The sequence below is a fragment of the Stenotrophomonas sp. YJH_SMC_79 genome, from assembly GCF_059367995.1.
Genome location: NZ_JCAFRK010000003.1, coordinates 93506 through 110546 on the forward strand (window position 1 = coordinate 93506; position 17041 = coordinate 110546).

Sequence of the window (17041 nt, forward strand, 5' to 3'; positions counted from 1 at the left end):
CTCCTTTCCGGCGGCCAGGGGGGCAGCCGGCGACGTCCTGGACGGACGCACGGCTGCAGGAATGGGGGCCGCCGCGCGTCGCCGTAATGGCTCGTGCCTATCGTTCTCCCGTTGAAGCACCAACGCTAAATGATTGAATTCTCCATCGTCGACTGGGCTGCGTGGGCGCCCGGCCTGAGCGAGCGTAGCCAGTGGCTGGGCTGGGCCGATGCGCCGTACCTGCCGCATGGCGGGGATACGCCGGCACTGGCGGAGGTTCCGGCAATGCAGCGACGGCGCATCGAGCGGTTGGGCCGCATGGCGATCCAGGCCGCGTGCTGGTGCGAGGACGGGAAGGGTGCCGACAGTGACGTGCCGCTGGTGTTCGCCAGCCGCCACGGCGACGTGGCCCGTTCGATGGACCTGCTGGGCGCGCTGGTCAGCGACCAGCCGTTGTCGCCGACCGGATTCGGCCTGTCCGTGCACAACGCGATCGCCGCGCTGTACTCCATCGCCCGCGGCCACCGCGGCAACTACCTGGCATTGGCTGCCGGCCAGGCCACGGTCGAGGCCGCGTGCCTGGAGGCTGTCGGCCTGCTGGCCGATGGCGCCCGCGAGGTGCGGGTGGTGGTCTACGAATCTCCGCTTCCTGAAATTTACGCGACGTTCGCCGACGAACCCGACCCGTTCTTTGCATGGTGCTGGCGCATGACCGCCCCGGCAGAGGGCCGGCCGACGCTGTCGCTGCAGTGGCAGCCGGCCGCCGGCCAGGCCAGCACGGCGCCCGGCCTGCTGCCGCATGCGCTGGACCTGCACCGGTTCCTGTTGTCCGGCGCGCCGGCAGTGGAACACGTGGCCCACGGCCAGCGCTGGTGCTGGAGACGCCGTGGCTGAGCTGCTGCGCCGCCTCGACCATGCCTGGCGGGTGTTTGGCACCGGTCTCAGTTTCGTCGCATTTGGCCTGGGCGGGCTGCTGCTCGGCGTTCTGGTGATGCCGGTACTGCTGCTGATGCGCGACCCGGTGGCGCGTCGCCGGCGCGCCCGGCGCGTGGTCCAGGCCGCCTTTGCCAGCCATGTCCGGCTGATGTGCCGGCTGGGGGTGATGACCCTGCAGATCGAAGGCCGGGAACGCCTGCAGCGCGACGGTTTGCTGGTTCTGGCCAATCACCCCACCCTGATCGACGTGGTCTGCCTGATTTCGTTGCTGCCCAACGCCGATTGCGTGGTCAAGCGGGCCGTGGCCTGCAACCCGTTCATGCGTGGTCCGGTGCGGGCGGCCGGCTACATCTCCAACGATGATGGCGCTGGCCTGGTGGACGACTGCGTAGCAGCGGTGCAGGCCGGCGGCACCCTGGTCATCTTCCCGGAAGGCACCCGCAGCGTGCCCGGACAGCCGCCGCGTCTGCAGCGGGGCGCGGCCAACATCGCCGTGCGCGGCCGCCTGGACATCACCCCGGTGCGGATCACCTGCACCCCGCCAACCCTGACCAAGGGGCAGAAGTGGTATCGTGTCCCCTCACGTCGCTTTCACGTTCGGCTGCAGATCGGCGAAGATATCCCGATCGCGCCTTTCTTGGCCGAAGACGACTCGCCAAGGGGGGATGCCTTGGCGGCACGCCGCGTTACCGAGCACCTTTCTCGTTATTTCGACCTGTCTGGAGAGCCGCCCCGTGCAAGCACTTGAGCACGAGATCAAGGAATTGATCATTTCCTCCCTTTCGCTGGAGGACATCACGCCGGAGGACATCGATCCGACCGCGCCGCTGTTCGTCGAGGGCCTCGGCCTGGATTCGATCGACGCGCTGGAGCTGGGCCTGGCGCTGCAGAAGAAGTACGGTGTCAGCCTCTCGGCCGATTCGGAAGAAACCCGTCGCCATTTCTCCAGCGTGCGCGCGCTCGGCGAGTTCGTCGCCGCCCGCCAGTCGTAACGGCGCCAGGAATTGCCATGACCAAGAATGAACTGTTCGAACGCATCGTCAGCATCCTGACCGACAGCTTCGAGATCGAAACCGCCCGGATCACCCCCGAGGCCCGCCTGTACGACGACCTGGACATCGACAGCATCGATGCGGTCGACCTGATCGTGCAGCTCAAGCCGCTGCTTGGCCGCAACCTGCAGCCGGAAGCGTTCAAGGCCGTGCGCACCGTACAGGACATCGTCGATGTCGTGCACGGGCTGCTGCCGGACCAGGCAGCCGCCTGACCGCAGCGCCGGCGGCTCCGCCATGGCACGCGCACGCACGTTCGTGGTGGCTGCGATCTCGCTGGCCTACCCGGTGCTGGTGTACTTGGCGATGGGCCGTTTCGAGCCACGCTGGCTGTCGCTGCTGCTGTTCACCCTGGCCCTGCTGCGTGCGCTGAGCACGCGCCAGCCGCTGTGGTGGGCCGCCGCCGCCGGTACCGGCCTGCTGGCCGTGCTGGCCACCGTGCTCAACCAGGCCCTGCCGCTGAAGCTGTACCCGGCGTTGGTCAACGTGGTGATGCTGGCGGTGTTCGGTACCAGCCTGCGCTTCGGCCCGCCGCTGGTGGAACGCCTGGCGCGGTTGCAGGAGCCGGACCTGCCAGCGTTCGCGGTGGCCTATACCCGCCGCGTCACCCAGGTGTGGTGTGGCTTCTTCGTTCTCAACGGCAGCCTGGCCCTGCTGACCGCGCTTTACGCGTCGGACCGGGTCTGGATGCTCTACAACGGATTGTTGGCGTACGTGATGATGGGCGTGTTGTTTGCAGGTGAGTGGCTGGTGCGGCGTCGGGTCAAGGCAGCGCACGCCCATGGCTGAGTGGATTGCCCTGGACCGGCTGCTGGTGGACCCGCAGCCGCAGCGCAGCATCGGCCTCTGCGATGGCGAGCTGATCGATCATGCCCGCTTCCGCCAGCGGGTGCTGGCCTGGCGTGCGGCCTTTGTTGCTGCCGATGGCCGCGACTGGGCCCTGTACTTCGATGATGCCGTGGCCTTCGCTGCGGCACTGTTCGGCGCCTGGCATGCCGGTAAGCGGGTGTTCCTGGCTGCCGACAACCTGCCGGCCACACTGCAGGCACTGCAGCCACAGGTGAGCGGTTTCGCCGGTGATGTTTCCGCCGACTACCGCCCGCTGGTTGCCCCCACTGTTGGCGTGGACGGCGAACTGCAGGTGCTGGACGAGCGTGCCTGCGAGCTGTGCGTGTTCACCTCCGGCAGCACCGGCCAACCCAGTGCGATCAACAAGCGCATGGACCAGCTGGCGCGCGAGGTGGATGCGCTGCAGGCTGCGTTCGGCGCGCAGCTGGAGGGGGTGCAGGTGCATGGCACGGTGTCCCACCAGCACATCTACGGCCTGCTGTTCCGCGTGCTGTGGCCGCTGGCCGCCGGCCGCCTGATCCATCCGCGCCGGTTCTTCCACGAAGACCTGGTGGGCGCGCTGGCCGGTACCGATACGGTGCTGGTGGCGACGCCAGCCCACCTCAAGCGCCTGCCTGAACAGCTCGACTGGGCCAGCCTGCACGGCCGCCTGCGCGCGGTGTTCTCCTCCGGTGGCCCACTGCCCGAAGAAGCCGCACGCCAGGTACGGCAGTGGCTGGGCGTGGCACCGACCGAGGTTTACGGCAGCAGCGAGACCGGTGGTATCGCCTGGCGCCGCTGGGACACCGACCTGCCGCCGTGGCAGCCGCTGCCGGGTGTGCGGTGGCGCATCGAGGATGGCTGCCTGGCCGTCGCCTCGGCGCATCTGGAAACCCTCGACTGGTGGCGCACCCAGGACCGCGTGGAAGCGTTGGCCGACGGCCGCTTCCGCCTGTTGGGCCGTGCCGACCGCATCGTCAAGATCGAAGAGCGCCGCGTTTCGCTGGATGCGCTGGAACGCGCGCTGCGCGAAGACGCCGAAGTGGACGACGTGCGCGTGCTGGTCCTGTCCGGCCAGCGCGAGCAGCTGGCAGCCGTGGTGGTACCGGCCGACCTGGCACTGCTGGAGGGCGGTGACGCCGCGCGCCGCGCTCTGGGCCAGCGCCTTGGTGCGCGCCTGGCACAGGCACATGACGCGGTCACCCGGCCGCGCCGCTGGCGCCTGGTGCCGGCGCTGCCGATCAACGCACAGGGCAAGGTCACCCAGGCGGCGCTGGCGGCGCTGTTCCAGCCGCTGATGCCGGTGCCAGCATGGGAGCACCGCGACGCTGCAAGCGCCACCCTGCGCATGACCCTCGACCCGGCGCTGCGGCCGTTCCAGGGCCATTTCCCGCAGGCGGCGATCCTGCCCGGCGTGGCGCAGCTGGACTGGGCCGTGCGTTTTGGCCGCCAGGCGTTCAGCATGCCGGCCCGATTCCTGCGCATGGATGCGGTGAAGTTCCAGCACGTGGCCCGCCCGGGTGATGAGCTGACACTGCAGCTGGACTGGGATGCCACGCGCAATGTGCTGGCCTTCCGCTACACCTCCAGCCACGGTGTGCACGCCAGCGGCAAGGTGGTTTTCGCCGATGCGGACTGACCCGGCCGTTGCCGGTGCCGCGTTCGCGCCACTGGTGGTGATCCCCGTCTACGACCACGAGCACGCCATCGCGGCGGTGGTCGACGGCGTGCAGGCCGCCGGCCTTCCGTGCCTGCTGGTCGATGATGGTTCGCATGAGGCGTGCGCGGCGGTGCTGCGCTCGCTGGCGCAGCGCCACGGCGTCGACCTGCTGCGCCTGGACGTCAACCAGGGCAAGGGTGGGGCGATGCTGGCCGGTTTCGCCGAAGCCGCTGCGCGTGGCTACAGCCACGTGCTGCAGATCGACGCCGACGGCCAGCACGATACCGCCGACCTGCCGCGCTTCATCGAGGCGGCGCGCGTGCACCCGGGTGCGGTGATCTGTGGCATTCCGGCCTACGACGCCAGTGTTCCGAAGGCGCGCCTGTACGGCCGCTACGCCACCCACATCTGGGTCTGGATCAACACGCTGTCGCTGCACCTGCGCGACACCATGTGCGGCTTCCGCGTGTATCCGCTGCCGCCGGTGCTGCGCCTGATCGGTGAAGAGACCATCGGCCGCCGCATGGATTTCGATACCGAAGTGATGGTGCGCCTGTACTGGCGGCAGCTGCCGGTCGAGCACCTGGCCACGCGCGTGACCTATCCCGCCGATGGCGTGTCGCACTTCGATGTGTGGCGCGACAACGTGCGCATCAGCCGCATGCATACCCGCCTGTTCTTCGGCATGCTCTGGCGCGCACCGCGCCTGCTGTGGCACCGCCTGCAGGGGCAGCGCTGAGATGGCGGCCGCGCAGGACGCCCCGCACTGGGCCGACATCGGCGAATCCACGTCGGTGGCCGGCGTGCTGTTCCTGTGCTGGGTGCACCGCTGGTTCGGGCGCTGGCCGTTCCGCCTGTGCGTGTGGCCGGTGGTGGCCTGCCATTGGCTGGGCAACCGCGTCGGTCGCCAGGCCTCGATGCAGTACCTGCAGCGCCTGCAGGCGCACAGCGGCGCGCTCGGCCGTGCGCCGACCCGGCGCGACAGCCTGCGCCACTTCTTCGCCTTCGCCGACACGATGCTGGACAAGATCCTCGGCCTGGGCGGGCGCTATCCGGCCGAGCGCATCCACCTGCATCGCGACCTGGTGCTTGAAAAGATCGCGCGCCGCGAAGGCGGGCTGATCCTGACCGCGCACATCGGCTGCCTGGAACTGTGCCAGGTGCTGGCCGAACAGGTGCCGGGGTTCCGCATCACCGTGCTGGTGCACACCGCGCATGCGCAGCGCTTCAACCGCCTGCTGCAGCGGTTGGACCCGCTGGCGGCGGTGGAACTGGTGCAGGTAACCGAAATGGGCCCGGCCACGGCGATGATGCTGGCCGAGCGCGTGGCGGCGGGTGGCTTCGTCGCCATCGTCGGCGACCGCACGCCGGTGCAGGGCGGCCGCAGCGTCACCGCCGATTTCCTTGGCCACCGCGCGCCGTTCCCGATCGGCGCCTATGTACTCGCTGCCGCGCTGGGTTGCCCGGTCTACACCATGGCCTGCCTGCACCAGGGCGAGGGCTATCGCGTGGCGTTTGAACAGTTCGCCGAACGCATCGTGCTGCCGCGTGGCTCACGCGACGCGGCACTGGCCGAACAGGCACAGCGCTTCGCGCGCTGGCTGGAACTCCAGGTCATCCAGTCCCCGTTGGACTGGTTCAATTTCTTCCCCTTCTGGGATCAGGCTCCGCATGACGACTGACGCCGTACCCGTGTGCCGCTTTGGCGATGCACCGTTGACCATCGAAGACGTGGTTGCCCTGGCCCAGCGCCAGTGCGAGGCCGCACTGAGCGACGCGCCGGCGTTCCGCGCGCACATCCAGCGCGGTGCCGACTTCCTCGACCGCCTGCTGCGCGAGGACGGCGTGATCTACGGTGTAACCACCGGCTACGGCGACTCGTGCACGGTGAATATTCCGCCGGCGCTGGTGGCCGAGCTGCCGCACCACCTGTACACCTACCACGGCTGCGGCCTGGGCCGTTACCTGGACCCGGTCGAGACCCGTGCGGTGCTGGCGGCGCGCCTGGCGTCGCTGGTGCGCGGCATGTCCGGCGTCAGCGTGCCGCTGCTGGAAGGCCTGGCCACGCTGCTGCAGCACGACGTGCTGCCGATGATTCCGGCCGAAGGCTCGGTGGGCGCCAGTGGCGACCTGACCCCGCTGTCGTACGTGGCCGCGGTGCTGTGCGGTGAGCGCGAGGTACTGTTCGAAGGCCAGGTGCAACCGGCCGGCCCGGTGCTGGCGAAGATCGGCATGACCCCGCTGAAGCTGCGGCCAAAGGAAGGCCTGGCGATCATGAACGGCACCGCGGTGATGACCGGCCTGGCCTGCCTGGCCTGGCAGCGCGCCGATTACCTGGCGCGCATGGCCACGCGCCTGACCGCGTTCAACGTGCTGGCCAGCGACGGCAACGCGCACCACTTCGACGAAACCCTGTTCGCGGCCAAGCCGCACCCGGGCCAGGGCCGCATCGCCGCGCGCCTGCGCAGCGACCTGCACAGCGAACGCCCGCCGCGCAACGAACAGCGCCTGCAGGACCGTTATTCGCTGCGCTGCGCACCGCACGTGATCGGCGTGCTGGAAGACAGCCTGCCGTTCCTGCGCCAGCTGATCGAGACCGAGCTGAACAGCGCCAACGACAATCCGCTGATCGACGCTGACGGCGAGCGCATCCTGCATGGTGGCCACTTCTACGGCGGCCACATCGCGTTGGCGATGGACACCCTGAAGAACACCGTGGCCAACGTCGCCGATCTGCTCGACCGCCAGCTGGCGCTGGTGGTCGATGCCCGCTACAGCCACGGCCTGCCGGCCAACCTGTCGGCGGCCACCGGCGCGCGCGCGGCCATCAACCATGGCCTGAAGGCGCTGCAGATCAGCGTGTCGGCCTGGACCGCCGAAGCGCTGAAGCAGACCATGCCGGCCAGCGTGTTCTCGCGTTCCACCGAATGCCACAACCAGGACAAGGTCAGCATGGGCACCATCGCCGCGCGCGACTGCCTGCGCGTGATCGAGCTGACCGAACAGGTGGTGGCGGCGATGCTGATCGCCGCGCGCCAGGGCCTGGCCCTGCGCGAGCGGGTTGGCATGAACGCGCAGCTGCATGGCAGTCTGGCCGACATGTACGCCGACCTGGGGCAGCGCATCGCCCTGGTTGAAGAAGACCGCGCGCTGGATCGCGAGCTGCGGGAACTGCTGGTGGAGATCCGCGCGCAACGTTGGGAGCTGTATGCCGGTGAATGAGGCTATCGAACGGGTTGGCGAGATTGCGTTGACCCCCGCCTTCCATGACTGCGATCCGATGAACGTGGTCTGGCATGGCAACTACTTCAAGTACTTCGAGATCGCGCGCTGCGCGCTGCTCGGCCGCTACGACTACGACTACCCACAGATGCTCGAATCGGGCTACCTGTGGCCGGTGGTCGATGCGCGGGTGAAGTATGTGCGCCCGCTGCTGTTCAACCAGGCGCTGCGCGTGATCGCGCGCATCGTGGAATGGGAGAACCGGCTGAAGATCGAGTACGAAATCCTTGATGCGGAAAGCGGCCAGGTGCTGACCCGTGCGATGACCATCCAGGTTGCGGTGGACGCGACCAGCAAGGAAATGCTGTACCAGTGCCCGCCGGTACTGTGGGAACGCCTGGGAGTGCCTGCGCCGTGACTATGCTTGCCCGTCTTCCGAGCGTGCTGCTGTGCGCGCTGATGCTTGTTGCCGCACCGCGCGTGCAGGCCGCCGACCCCGCCGTGGATGCGATCACCCAGACGGTGGCGCGGCCGGAGGTGCTGCGTGGCCAGTTCAGCCAGGAAAAGCAGGTCAGCGGCTTCAAGAATCCGCTGCGCTCGCAGGGCCGGTTCGTGGTCGCGCGCCAGCACGGCGTGATCTGGACCACGCTCAAGCCGTTCCCTTCCGAAGTGGTGGTCACCGCCGACCGCATCCTCAGCCGCCAGCGTGATGGCAGCACCCGCGTCGAACTGGACGCGCGGCAGCAGCCGGCGATGCGTTCGGTGAACGCGATCATGTTCGCGCTGATGAGTGGCGACGTGCAGGCGCTGTCCAGCCAGTTCAACGTGGCGGCCAGCCGTGAAGGACAGGGCTGGCGGCTGCGCCTGACGCCGAAGTCGGCGATGCTGGCCAAGGCTTTCGAATCACTGACCCTGCAGGGCGACCGCTACGTGCGCCAGGTCGAGATCGTCGAGGCCAACAAGGACCGCACGCAGATCCAGTTCAGCGCGTTGAGCGAAGCCCCGGCCACGCTCAATGCCGACGAGGCGCGCCGCTTTGAGTGAGGCCGTGGCATCGAACGCACCGGGCCGGTTGCGGCGCTGGTGGCACTGGCTGGGCATCGCCTGGCTGCTGGTGCTGCTGGTGATGGGCGCGCAGCAGTGGCGCCTGTGGAGCCAGCAATCGCGGATCGACACCGACATCCTCGCCCTGCTCCCGCAGGATGCGCATGACCGCCTGTTGAGTGACGTCACCCGGCGCATTGCCGACGGCAGTTCGCGGCAGGTGGTGGTGCTGCTCGGCAGCCAGGACGGCGCCGCCGCCAAGCGGGCGCAGGCCGCGTTCGCTGCGGCCATGGCTGCCGATGCCGACAGTGCATTGCTGGTGCCCAGCGGGTCCATCGAAGGCTGGTTCGACGAGGCGCGCGCGTTCTACGCGCCGTACCGCGACCGCCTGTTGACGCCGGCCCAGCGTGATCAGCTGCAGAGTACTGAAACCGGTGCGCTGGCCGAGCAGGCGCTGGCCGCGCTGTACGGCCCGATGGGTGCGCCGCGCCTGACCGACTGGCGGCAGGACCCGTTGTCGCTGTGGCCGCAATGGTGGCAGCAGCAGGCGCAGGGTTCGGGGTTGCGGCTGGGTGATGATGGCCTGCTTGAAGCCGAAGGCAAGCATTGGGCGGTGCTGCAGTTCGATACGCCGGGTTCGGCGTTCCAGCTCGATGGCGAGCGCCATCTTGATGGCCTGCTGGAGCGGGCCGGAGCAGCGGCCGAGGCCGCAGCGCCGGAGCTGGAAATCCTGCATGCCGGCGTGCCGCTGCATGCCGAGGCCGCCGCGGTGCAGGCCAACCAGGAAATCAACACGATCGGTTGGGGTTCACTGGCCGCGGTATTGTTGCTGGTGTGGCTGGCGTTCCGTTCGCTGCGCCCGATCCTGCTGGTGGCCGCCTCGCTGCTGATCGGCTGCGGCGTGGCACTGGCGGTGACCGTGCTGGTATTCGGCAAGGTGCACGTGCTGACCCTCGTGTTCGGCGCATCGCTGGTGGGCGTAGCGGAGGACTACGGCATCCACTGGTTTGCGTCGCGCCAGGCCGAACCGGCCGACCGTCGCTGGAAGCTGCTGCGGCATCTGCTGCCCGGCCTGTGGCTGGCCCTGCTGACCAGTGCGCTGGCCTACCTCGCGTTGGGCCTGGCCCCGTTCCCCGGCCTGCGCCAGATGGCGCTGTTCTCGGTGGTAGGCCTGGCCGCGGCGTTCCTCACGGTCATCTTCTGGTTCCCGTGGCTGGATGGCGGCGAGATCCGCCAGACCCGCTTCTCGCAGTGGCTGGGCAACACGCTGGAGCGCTTCCCGCGCCTGAATGGCCGCCGCGCGGTGACGATGTTCGTGGTGATCACGCTGGCACTGTCTGCCATCGGCATCGCGCGCCTGCAGAGCAACGACGACCTGCGCAGCCTGCAGTCCTCGCCCCCGGCATTGATGGCGCAGCAGATCCGCCTGAGCCAGCTGCTGGGCATGCCCAGCCCGGCGCAGTTCTACCTGGTGCAGGGTGCCGATGCCGCGCAGCTGCTGCAGCGTGAAGAGGCATTGACCGAACGCCTGCGTGCACTGGCCGATGACAAACGCATCGGCGGCTACCGCGCCATCAGCGATTGGCTGCCGTCACCGGCACGCCAGCAGGCCGATGCTGCGCTGACCGCGAAGGTGGAACCCGGCGTGCTGTCGGCCGTGTCCGAGGCCGTGGGCGAACCGCTGCAGCGACCGCAGTTCGCCGCAGCGCCGCTCACCGCCGAAGCCTTCCTGGCCTCGCCGGCCTCGCAGCCGTTCCGCCACCTGTGGGTGGGTGAGGTCGGTGGACAGATGATCAGCGTGGTGATGGTCGATGACCTGTCGCGCGCCGATGCCCTGGCCACGCTGGAAGGTGCCGCCGAAGGCCTGCCCGGCGTGCGCTGGGTCGACCGCACGTCAGATTTCTCCAAGCTGCTGGGCCACTACCGCAAGCTGATGGGCGGGCTGCTGCTGGTCGGCATCGCGCTGGTATTTGGTGCGCTGTGGCTGCGTTACCGCCGCCAGGCCTGGCGCGTGTTCGCCCCGACCCTGATCGCCGGCGCGCTCACCCTGGGTCTGCTGGGCCTGTTCGGCCAGCCGCTGCAGCTGTTCAACGTGCTGGCGTTGATGCTGCTGCTGGGCATGGGCATCGACTACGGCATCTTCCTGATCGAGCACCGCGGCGATGCCAGCGCCTGGCTGGCGGTGTGCGTGGGCGCGGCCAGCACCTGGCTGTCGTTCGGCCTGCTGGGCCTGTCGCAGACCCCGGCGCTGCGCGCGTTCGGCCTGACCCTGCTGTTCGGCATCGGCCTGGTCTGGCTGATCTCGCCGTTGTTCCGGCCGCCGCCGCACGATCTGCCGCCAGCCTGAGCCTGTTTTCCGACTTCCTTCTTTCCACCTGATCGAGCAACAAGGACGCACCGATGAACACTGCTGTGGATGCTGTCGAACGTACTGAAATCCTGATCATCGGCGCCGGCCCGGCCGGTTCCGTGGCCGCGGCGATGCTGCGCCGGCAGGGCCGCCAGGTGCTGATGCTGGAGCGCCAGCAGTTCCCGCGCTTCTCCATCGGCGAAAGCCTGCTGCCGCAGAGCATGGAGTACATCGAGGCCGCCGGGCTGCTGCAGGACGTGGTCGAAGCAGGCTTCCAGCACAAGAACGGCGCTGCCTTCGTGCATGGCGAGGCGCGCACCGCGTTCGACTTCAGGAAGAAGTTCTCGCCGGGCTGGGGCACCACCTACCAGGTGCAGCGCGCCGACTTCGACAACGTGCTGGCGCGGGGTGCCGAGCGCATGGGCACCACGCTGCGCTTTGGCGACGAAGTGCTGTCGGTCGAAGCGGGCGAGCAGCCGGCGGTGACCGTGCGGCGCCCGGATGGCAGCGAATACCGCATCGAGGCCGATTTCATCCTCGACGCATCGGGCTTCGCGCGCCTGCTGCCGCGCCTGCTGCAGCTGGAATCGCCGTCCAACTTCCCGGTGCGCGGTGCGATCTTCTGCCACGTGCGCGACAACATTCCGGCCGAAGCGGACTTCGATCGCAACAAGATCCTGATCACCACCCACCCCGAACACATCGACGTCTGGTACTGGACGATCCCGTTCTCCAACGGCTGCTGCTCGCTGGGCGTGGTCGCCGAGCCGTCGTTCTTCGAGCGCTATGAAGGAGACGACCTGCAGAAGCTGCAGGCCATCGTCGGCGAGGACCCCAACCTGACCCGCCTGCTGGCCAACGCCGAATGGGCAGTGCTGCCGGTGCGGCGCATCACCGGCTACTCGGCCAACGTCAGCTCTTTGTGGGGCCCGGGCTACGCGCTGCTGGGCAATGCCGGCGAGTTCCTCGACCCGGTGTTCTCCTCCGGCGTCACCATCGCCTTCAAGTCCGCGCAGCTGGCCAGCGAATGCCTGGCGCGCCGCTATGCCGGTGAAACCGTCGACTGGGAAGCCGAGTTCTCGATCCCGCTGCGCGCCGGCGTGAAGACTTTCCGCCGCTTTGTCGAAAGCTGGTACGAGGGCGGCTTCCAGAAGATCATTTACCACCCGCAGCAGCAGCCCGAAGTGCGCGACATGATCAGTTCCATCCTGGCCGGCTACGCCTGGGACACCAACAACCCGTATGTGGCCGACGAAAGCGGCCGCCGCATGCGCGTACTGGAGCAGCTGTGCAGCGCCTGATCGCCCGTACCACCGCACTGCTGCTGTGCCTGCTGCTGGCCGCCTGTGCCGGCCGCATGCCCAAGCCATTGGTGGAACTGCCGCCGCTGCGCCTGTCGCCGGCCAGCCTGCCGGCGACGTTGGCGCTGCAGCAGCAGCTGCATTTCCGCTTCGGCACACATGAGCGCGACCTCGACGCTCTGCTGGAAGCCGATGCGCAGCAGGTGCAGCTGGCGGTGCAGGCGATGGGCCAGACCGGCGTGCGCCTGCAATGGGACGGCCAGCAGCTGACCCAGCAGCGCGCGCCGTGGCTGCCGCCGCAGGTACGTGCCGAGCGTGTGCTGGATGACCTGCAGTTCGCGCTGTGGCCGACCGCGGCCATCGCCGCCGCGCTGCCGGCCGGCTGGGAGGTCAGCGACGACGGCCACCAGCGCCGCCTGTCGCGTGACGGCACGGTGTGGCTGCAGCTGCAGCGCCTGGACGATGGCAGCGTGCAGCTGGACAACCGTGCCGAAGGCTATGCGCTGCGCATCGAATCGATCGATATGGCCGGGCAGGACCGATGAGTGCACCGATCTACCTGAACGACCTGGGCGTGGTCTGCGCGCTCGGCGATGGCCGCGCCGCGGTCGCATCGGCGATGTTCGCCGATGTGCCGGGCGGGCTCAGCGACAACGACAGCCTGTTGCCGGGGCGCACCCTGGCGTTGGGAGAGGTACGCACGCCGTTGCCGGCGCTGGATGACCTGCCGGTGGCCCTGCGCGGGCGCAACAACGCCCTGCTGGACGTGGCGCTGGCGCAGATCGCACCGGCGGTGGCCGCGGCGATCGCCCGCCATGGTGCAGAGCGCGTGGCGGTGGTGCTGGGCACCAGCACCTCGGGCATTGGTGAATCCGAGCAGGCCCTGCGCAGCCACGCCGAACAGGGCCAGTGGCCGCAGGGCTTCGATTACGCCCAGCAGGAAATGGGTACTGCGGCGCAGTTCGTGCGCCAGCGCAGTGGCGCGCAGGGCCCGGCGTGGACCCTGTCCACGGCGTGTTCGTCCAGTGCCAAGGCACTGATGTCGGCCGCGCGCATGCTGCGCGCCGGCATCGTCGACGCCGTGATCGCAGGCGGCGCCGATTCGCTGTGCCGCTTCACCGTGGCCGGCTTCAGCGCGCTGGAATCGGTGTCGGCCCTGCGCTGCAACCCGTTCTCGCAGCACCGCGCCGGCATCAACATCGGCGAGGGTGCCGCGCTGTTCCTGCTTACCCGCGAGCCGGGCCCGGTGTGCCTGGCCGGGTGGGGCGAATCGGCCGACGCCCACCACATGTCCGCGCCGGACCCGCAGGGCCTGGGCGCCATCGATGCCCTGCAGCAGGCGCTGCAGCGCGCCGGCTGGGCTGCCGATGAAGTGGACTACGTGAACCTGCATGGCACCGCCACCGGGCACAACGATGCGATGGAAAGCCTGGCGGTGTCGCAGGTGCTGGGCAATGACGTTCCGGCCAGTTCGACCAAGCCGCTGACCGGCCATACGCTGGGCGCGTCAGGCGCGATCGAAGCCGCACTGTGCTGGATCCTGCTGGCCGAGAACCCGCAGCAGCAGCTGCCGCCCCACTGGTGGGATGGCGTGGCTGACCCCGCGCTGCCGATGCTGCCACTGGTCGCGCCCGCCACCCGCCTGGCAGAGCCACCGCGGCGGGTGCTGAGCAACTCGTTCGCCTTCGGCGGCAGCAATGCCGTGCTGGCGCTGGAGCGCCGATGAACATGCTGTATGCGATTGAAGAGGTGGTGCCGCACCGCCAGGACATGTGCCTGCTGGAGCGCATCACGCACTGGGACCAGGACGCCATCGAGGCCGAACTGGTGGTGCCGGAGGCCGGCCTGTTCGTGGAAAACCACCAGGTGCCGGCCTGGGTGGGCATCGAATACATGGCACAGGCCATCGCGGCCTGGGCCGGCTGCCGCGCGCGCGCGGCCGGCAAGCCGCCGCAGCTCGGTTTCCTGCTCGGCAGCCGCCGCTACAACAGCGCGCGCAGCAGCTTCCCCAGCGGCTCGCGGCTGCGCGTGCAGGCGCGCTGCGAGTTGTTGGGTGACAATGGATTGGGGATGTTCGCCTGCCGCATCCTGGCGGGCGAAGACGAATGGGCGACAGCCAACGTGGCGGTGTTCGAACCGGCCGATGCGATGGCCTATCTGGAGAGTGGACAGGCATGACAGGGAATCGAAGTGTGCTGGTGACCGGCGCCAGCCGGGGCATCGGCCGGGCCATTGCGCTGCGCATCGCGCGCGATGGCTTCGACGTGGTGGTGCATTGCCGCAGTCGCGTGGAAGAAGCGCAGGCCGTGGTGGCCGAGATCCAGGCACTGGGCCAGCAGGCTCGCGTGCTGGCGTTTGACGTGGCCGACCGCGAGGCCGCACGCGCCGCGCTGGAGGCCGATGTCGAGGCACATGGCGCGTACTACGGTGTGGTATGCAATGCCGGCATCGCCCGTGATGGTGCTTTCCCGGCACTGTCGGCGGACGATTGGGACCAGGTGATCCACACCAATCTGGATGGCTTCTACAACGTGCTGCATCCGCTGATCATGCCGATGGTGCGGCGGCGCAAACCCGGCCGCATCGTCACCCTGTCGTCGGTGTCCGGCCTGGCCGGCAACCGCGGGCAGGTCAACTACAGCGCTGCCAAGGCCGGCATCATTGGCGCCACCAAGGCCCTGGCGCTGGAACTGGCCAGCCGCCAGATCACCGTCAACTGCGTGGCCCCGGGCCTGATCGAGACCGAAATGCTCAACGACGAAGTGGTTGAACACGCGCTCAAGCTGATTCCCGCCGGCCGCGTCGGCCGTCCCGACGAAGTGGCGGCCACGGTGGCGTTCCTGCTGTCCGAACCGGCCGGCTACATCACCCGCCAGGTGATCTCGGTGAACGGAGGCATGCTCTGATGGCCGCCGATCGTCGCGTAGTGGTGACCGGCGCGTCCGCGATCAGTCCGCTCGGCCATGACTGGCCGACCATCGAGGCGCACCTGCGCAGCTGCCGCAACGCGGTGCGCGCGATGCCCGAGTGGAATGTCTATGCCGGGCTGAACACCAAGCTGGCCGCGCCGGCCCAGGACTTCGAGCTGCCGCCGAACTACAACCGCAAGACCACCCGCTCGATGGGCAAGGTCGCGATCATGTCGGTGCGCGCCACCGAAGTGGCGCTGCGCGAGGCGGGCCTGCACGAGCACCCGGTGCTGCGCAGCGGCCGCACCGGCGTGGCCTACGGTTCCTCGTCGGGCAGCCACGAAGCCACCGGCGAGTTCGGGCGCATGCTCAACGAGTTCACCACCGATGGCATCAGCGCCACCACCTACCTGAAGATGATGAGCCACACCGCGCCGGTCAACATCGGCGTGTTCTTCGGCCTGTCGGGGCGTGTCTACACCACCTCCAGTGCCTGCACCTCGGGCAGCCAGGGCGTGGGCGCGGCCTATGAAGCGATCCGCAGCGGCAAGCAGACGGTGATGGTTGCCGGTGGTGCCGAGCAGCTCGACGCCACCGCTGCGGCGGTGTTCGACACCCTGTTCGCCACCAGCGTGCGCAACGACGCGCCGCAGACCACGCCGCGCCCGTTCGATGCCGGCCGCGATGGCCTGGTGCTGGGCGAGGGTGCCTGCACGCTGATCCTGGAAGACCTGGAGCACGCGCAGGCACGCGGCGCCACCATCCTTGCCGAGGTGGTCGGCTACGGCACCAACAGCGATGGCCAGCACGTCACCCAGCCCAGTGCCGACACCATGGCCACCGCCATGCGCCTGGCGCTGGAAGATGCGGGCCTGGAGCCAGCGCAGATCGACTACGTCAATGCCCACGGCACCGCCACCGATCACGGCGACATCGCCGAGACCCAGGCCACAGCGCAGGTATTCGGCAGCCGCGTGCCGATCAGCTCGCTGAAGAGCTACGTCGGCCATATGCTCGGTGCCTGTGGTGCGTTCGAGGCCTGGCTGAGCATCGAGATGATGCGCGCCGGCTGGTTCGCCCCCACGCTGAACCTGGCCGAGGTTGACCCGCGCTGCGGCCAGCTCGACTTCATCACCGGGCAGGGCCGCGAACTGCAGGCCGAGTACGTGATGAGCAACAACTTCGCCTTCGGCGGCATCAACACCTCGCTGGTGTTCCGCCGCTGGAGCGAATGATCCGCCGTCCCATCCCGCCTTTTTCCGCAACCCACCCGCACCCTCGACAAGGAGATGTTCCGATGCGCCGCACCCTGATGATCGCCACGGCCACCGCACTGCTGGCCCTGACCTCCACCGCTTCCGCCCGCGATACCCGCCTCGAGCAGTCCCTGCAGGAACTGGTCAGCTCGCAGGCTGCCAGGGACGCCGGCATTGACGGCAGCGTGCGCTTCTACCTGGCTGGCCAGCCGGTCGGCGTGCAGCAGCGCCTGGGCGAAGACGTGACCAACAAGAAGACCAATGCCGCCAACAAGAGCGACGCCGAAGCCTGCCGCTGGGTTGCGCTGTCGGCGCTGCGCGCGCTGCAGGATGGCGCCAAGTCGCGCGGTGCCAACGCGGTGGTCGACATCGTCAGCTACTACAAGAAGAACGAGTTCAAGAGCAGCACCAACTACGAGTGCTGGGCCGGCACCTTCGTCGCCGGCGTGGCGCTGAAGGGCACCTACGCCAAGGTCAAGTAAGCCACCGTCATCCCCGCCCGCG

At 68.8% G+C, this 17041-nt stretch carries 19 protein-coding genes; all 19 read left to right on the forward strand.

Annotated features, from left to right (window positions below):
- Positions 1–129 precede the first annotated feature (129 nt).
- Complete coding sequence (locus AC5P57_RS11505) at positions 130–873, forward strand: beta-ketoacyl synthase chain length factor (RefSeq protein ID WP_262235536.1); 744 nt, start codon at positions 130–132, stop codon at positions 871–873.
- Positions 866–1663 (forward strand): lysophospholipid acyltransferase family protein, encoded by a 798-nt coding sequence (locus AC5P57_RS11510; RefSeq protein ID WP_099551766.1) that lies wholly within the window; start codon positions 866–868, stop codon positions 1661–1663. The genes AC5P57_RS11505 and AC5P57_RS11510 overlap by 8 nt, the downstream gene beginning before the upstream one ends.
- On the forward strand, positions 1650–1907 hold the full coding sequence (locus AC5P57_RS11515; protein WP_005411610.1) for a phosphopantetheine-binding protein: 258 nt from the start codon (positions 1650–1652) through the stop codon (positions 1905–1907). Before AC5P57_RS11510 ends, AC5P57_RS11515 begins: the two co-directional genes overlap by 14 nt.
- 17 nt (positions 1908–1924) lie before the next feature.
- Entirely contained in the window at positions 1925–2182 is a 258-nt protein-coding gene (locus AC5P57_RS11520; RefSeq protein WP_005411609.1) for an acyl carrier protein, read from the forward strand.
- Positions 2183–2204: 22 nt separating this feature from the next.
- Positions 2205–2756 carry a COG4648 family protein gene (locus AC5P57_RS11525; RefSeq protein WP_049431675.1) on the forward strand — a complete coding sequence of 184 codons (552 nt, stop codon included), beginning with the start codon at positions 2205–2207 and terminating at the stop codon, positions 2754–2756.
- Positions 2749–4434 carry an ApeI family dehydratase gene (locus AC5P57_RS11530; RefSeq protein ID WP_262235535.1) on the forward strand — a complete coding sequence of 562 codons (1686 nt, stop codon included), beginning with the start codon at positions 2749–2751 and terminating at the stop codon, positions 4432–4434. Before AC5P57_RS11525 ends, AC5P57_RS11530 begins: the two co-directional genes overlap by 8 nt.
- Positions 4424–5194, forward strand: coding sequence for a glycosyltransferase family 2 protein (locus tag AC5P57_RS11535; RefSeq protein WP_262235534.1), 771 nt, complete (start codon positions 4424–4426; stop codon positions 5192–5194). The genes AC5P57_RS11530 and AC5P57_RS11535 overlap by 11 nt, the downstream gene beginning before the upstream one ends.
- A 1-nt stretch (position 5195) precedes the next feature.
- Complete coding sequence (locus tag AC5P57_RS11540; RefSeq protein WP_262235533.1) at positions 5196–6137, forward strand: lysophospholipid acyltransferase family protein; 942 nt, start codon at positions 5196–5198, stop codon at positions 6135–6137.
- Positions 6127–7677 carry an HAL/PAL/TAL family ammonia-lyase gene (locus tag AC5P57_RS11545; RefSeq protein ID WP_262235532.1) on the forward strand — a complete coding sequence of 517 codons (1551 nt, stop codon included), beginning with the start codon at positions 6127–6129 and terminating at the stop codon, positions 7675–7677. The genes AC5P57_RS11540 and AC5P57_RS11545 overlap by 11 nt, the downstream gene beginning before the upstream one ends.
- Entirely contained in the window at positions 7664–8095 is a 432-nt protein-coding gene (locus tag AC5P57_RS11550; protein WP_019336783.1) for an acyl-CoA thioesterase, read from the forward strand. The genes AC5P57_RS11545 and AC5P57_RS11550 overlap by 14 nt, the downstream gene beginning before the upstream one ends.
- Before the next feature lie 2 nt (positions 8096–8097).
- The gene (locus tag AC5P57_RS11555) at positions 8098–8721 is read left to right on the forward strand and encodes a LolA family protein (RefSeq protein ID WP_197577831.1); all 624 of its coding nucleotides are present in this window, start codon (positions 8098–8100) and stop codon (positions 8719–8721) included.
- Positions 8693–11068, forward strand: a complete 2376-nt coding sequence (locus tag AC5P57_RS11560) for an MMPL family transporter (protein ID WP_262235531.1) — start codon at positions 8693–8695, stop codon at positions 11066–11068. Before AC5P57_RS11555 ends, AC5P57_RS11560 begins: the two co-directional genes overlap by 29 nt.
- Positions 11069–11121: 53 nt before the next feature.
- Complete coding sequence (locus tag AC5P57_RS11565) at positions 11122–12372, forward strand: NAD(P)/FAD-dependent oxidoreductase (RefSeq protein ID WP_099551759.1); 1251 nt, start codon at positions 11122–11124, stop codon at positions 12370–12372.
- Positions 12360–12917 (forward strand): DUF3261 domain-containing protein, encoded by a 558-nt coding sequence (locus tag AC5P57_RS11570; protein ID WP_099551758.1) that lies wholly within the window; start codon positions 12360–12362, stop codon positions 12915–12917. The genes AC5P57_RS11565 and AC5P57_RS11570 overlap by 13 nt, the downstream gene beginning before the upstream one ends.
- The gene (locus AC5P57_RS11575; RefSeq protein ID WP_262235530.1) at positions 12914–14098 is read left to right on the forward strand and encodes a beta-ketoacyl-[acyl-carrier-protein] synthase family protein; all 1185 of its coding nucleotides are present in this window, start codon (positions 12914–12916) and stop codon (positions 14096–14098) included. Before AC5P57_RS11570 ends, AC5P57_RS11575 begins: the two co-directional genes overlap by 4 nt.
- Positions 14095–14550 carry a hotdog family protein gene (locus AC5P57_RS11580; protein ID WP_262235529.1) on the forward strand — a complete coding sequence of 152 codons (456 nt, stop codon included), beginning with the start codon at positions 14095–14097 and terminating at the stop codon, positions 14548–14550. Before AC5P57_RS11575 ends, AC5P57_RS11580 begins: the two co-directional genes overlap by 4 nt.
- Positions 14547–15278 carry a 3-ketoacyl-ACP reductase FabG2 gene (locus tag AC5P57_RS11585; RefSeq protein WP_099551755.1) on the forward strand — a complete coding sequence of 244 codons (732 nt, stop codon included), beginning with the start codon at positions 14547–14549 and terminating at the stop codon, positions 15276–15278. Before AC5P57_RS11580 ends, AC5P57_RS11585 begins: the two co-directional genes overlap by 4 nt.
- Positions 15278–16516 (forward strand): beta-ketoacyl-ACP synthase, encoded by a 1239-nt coding sequence (locus AC5P57_RS11590; RefSeq protein ID WP_099551754.1) that lies wholly within the window; start codon positions 15278–15280, stop codon positions 16514–16516. The genes AC5P57_RS11585 and AC5P57_RS11590 overlap by 1 nt, the downstream gene beginning before the upstream one ends.
- Before the next feature lie 62 nt (positions 16517–16578).
- A complete protein-coding gene (locus AC5P57_RS11595) occupies positions 16579–17019 on the forward strand; it encodes an excinuclease ATPase subunit (RefSeq protein WP_099551753.1) in 441 nt (146 codons plus the stop codon).
- The last annotated feature ends 22 nt before the right edge of the window (positions 17020–17041 follow it).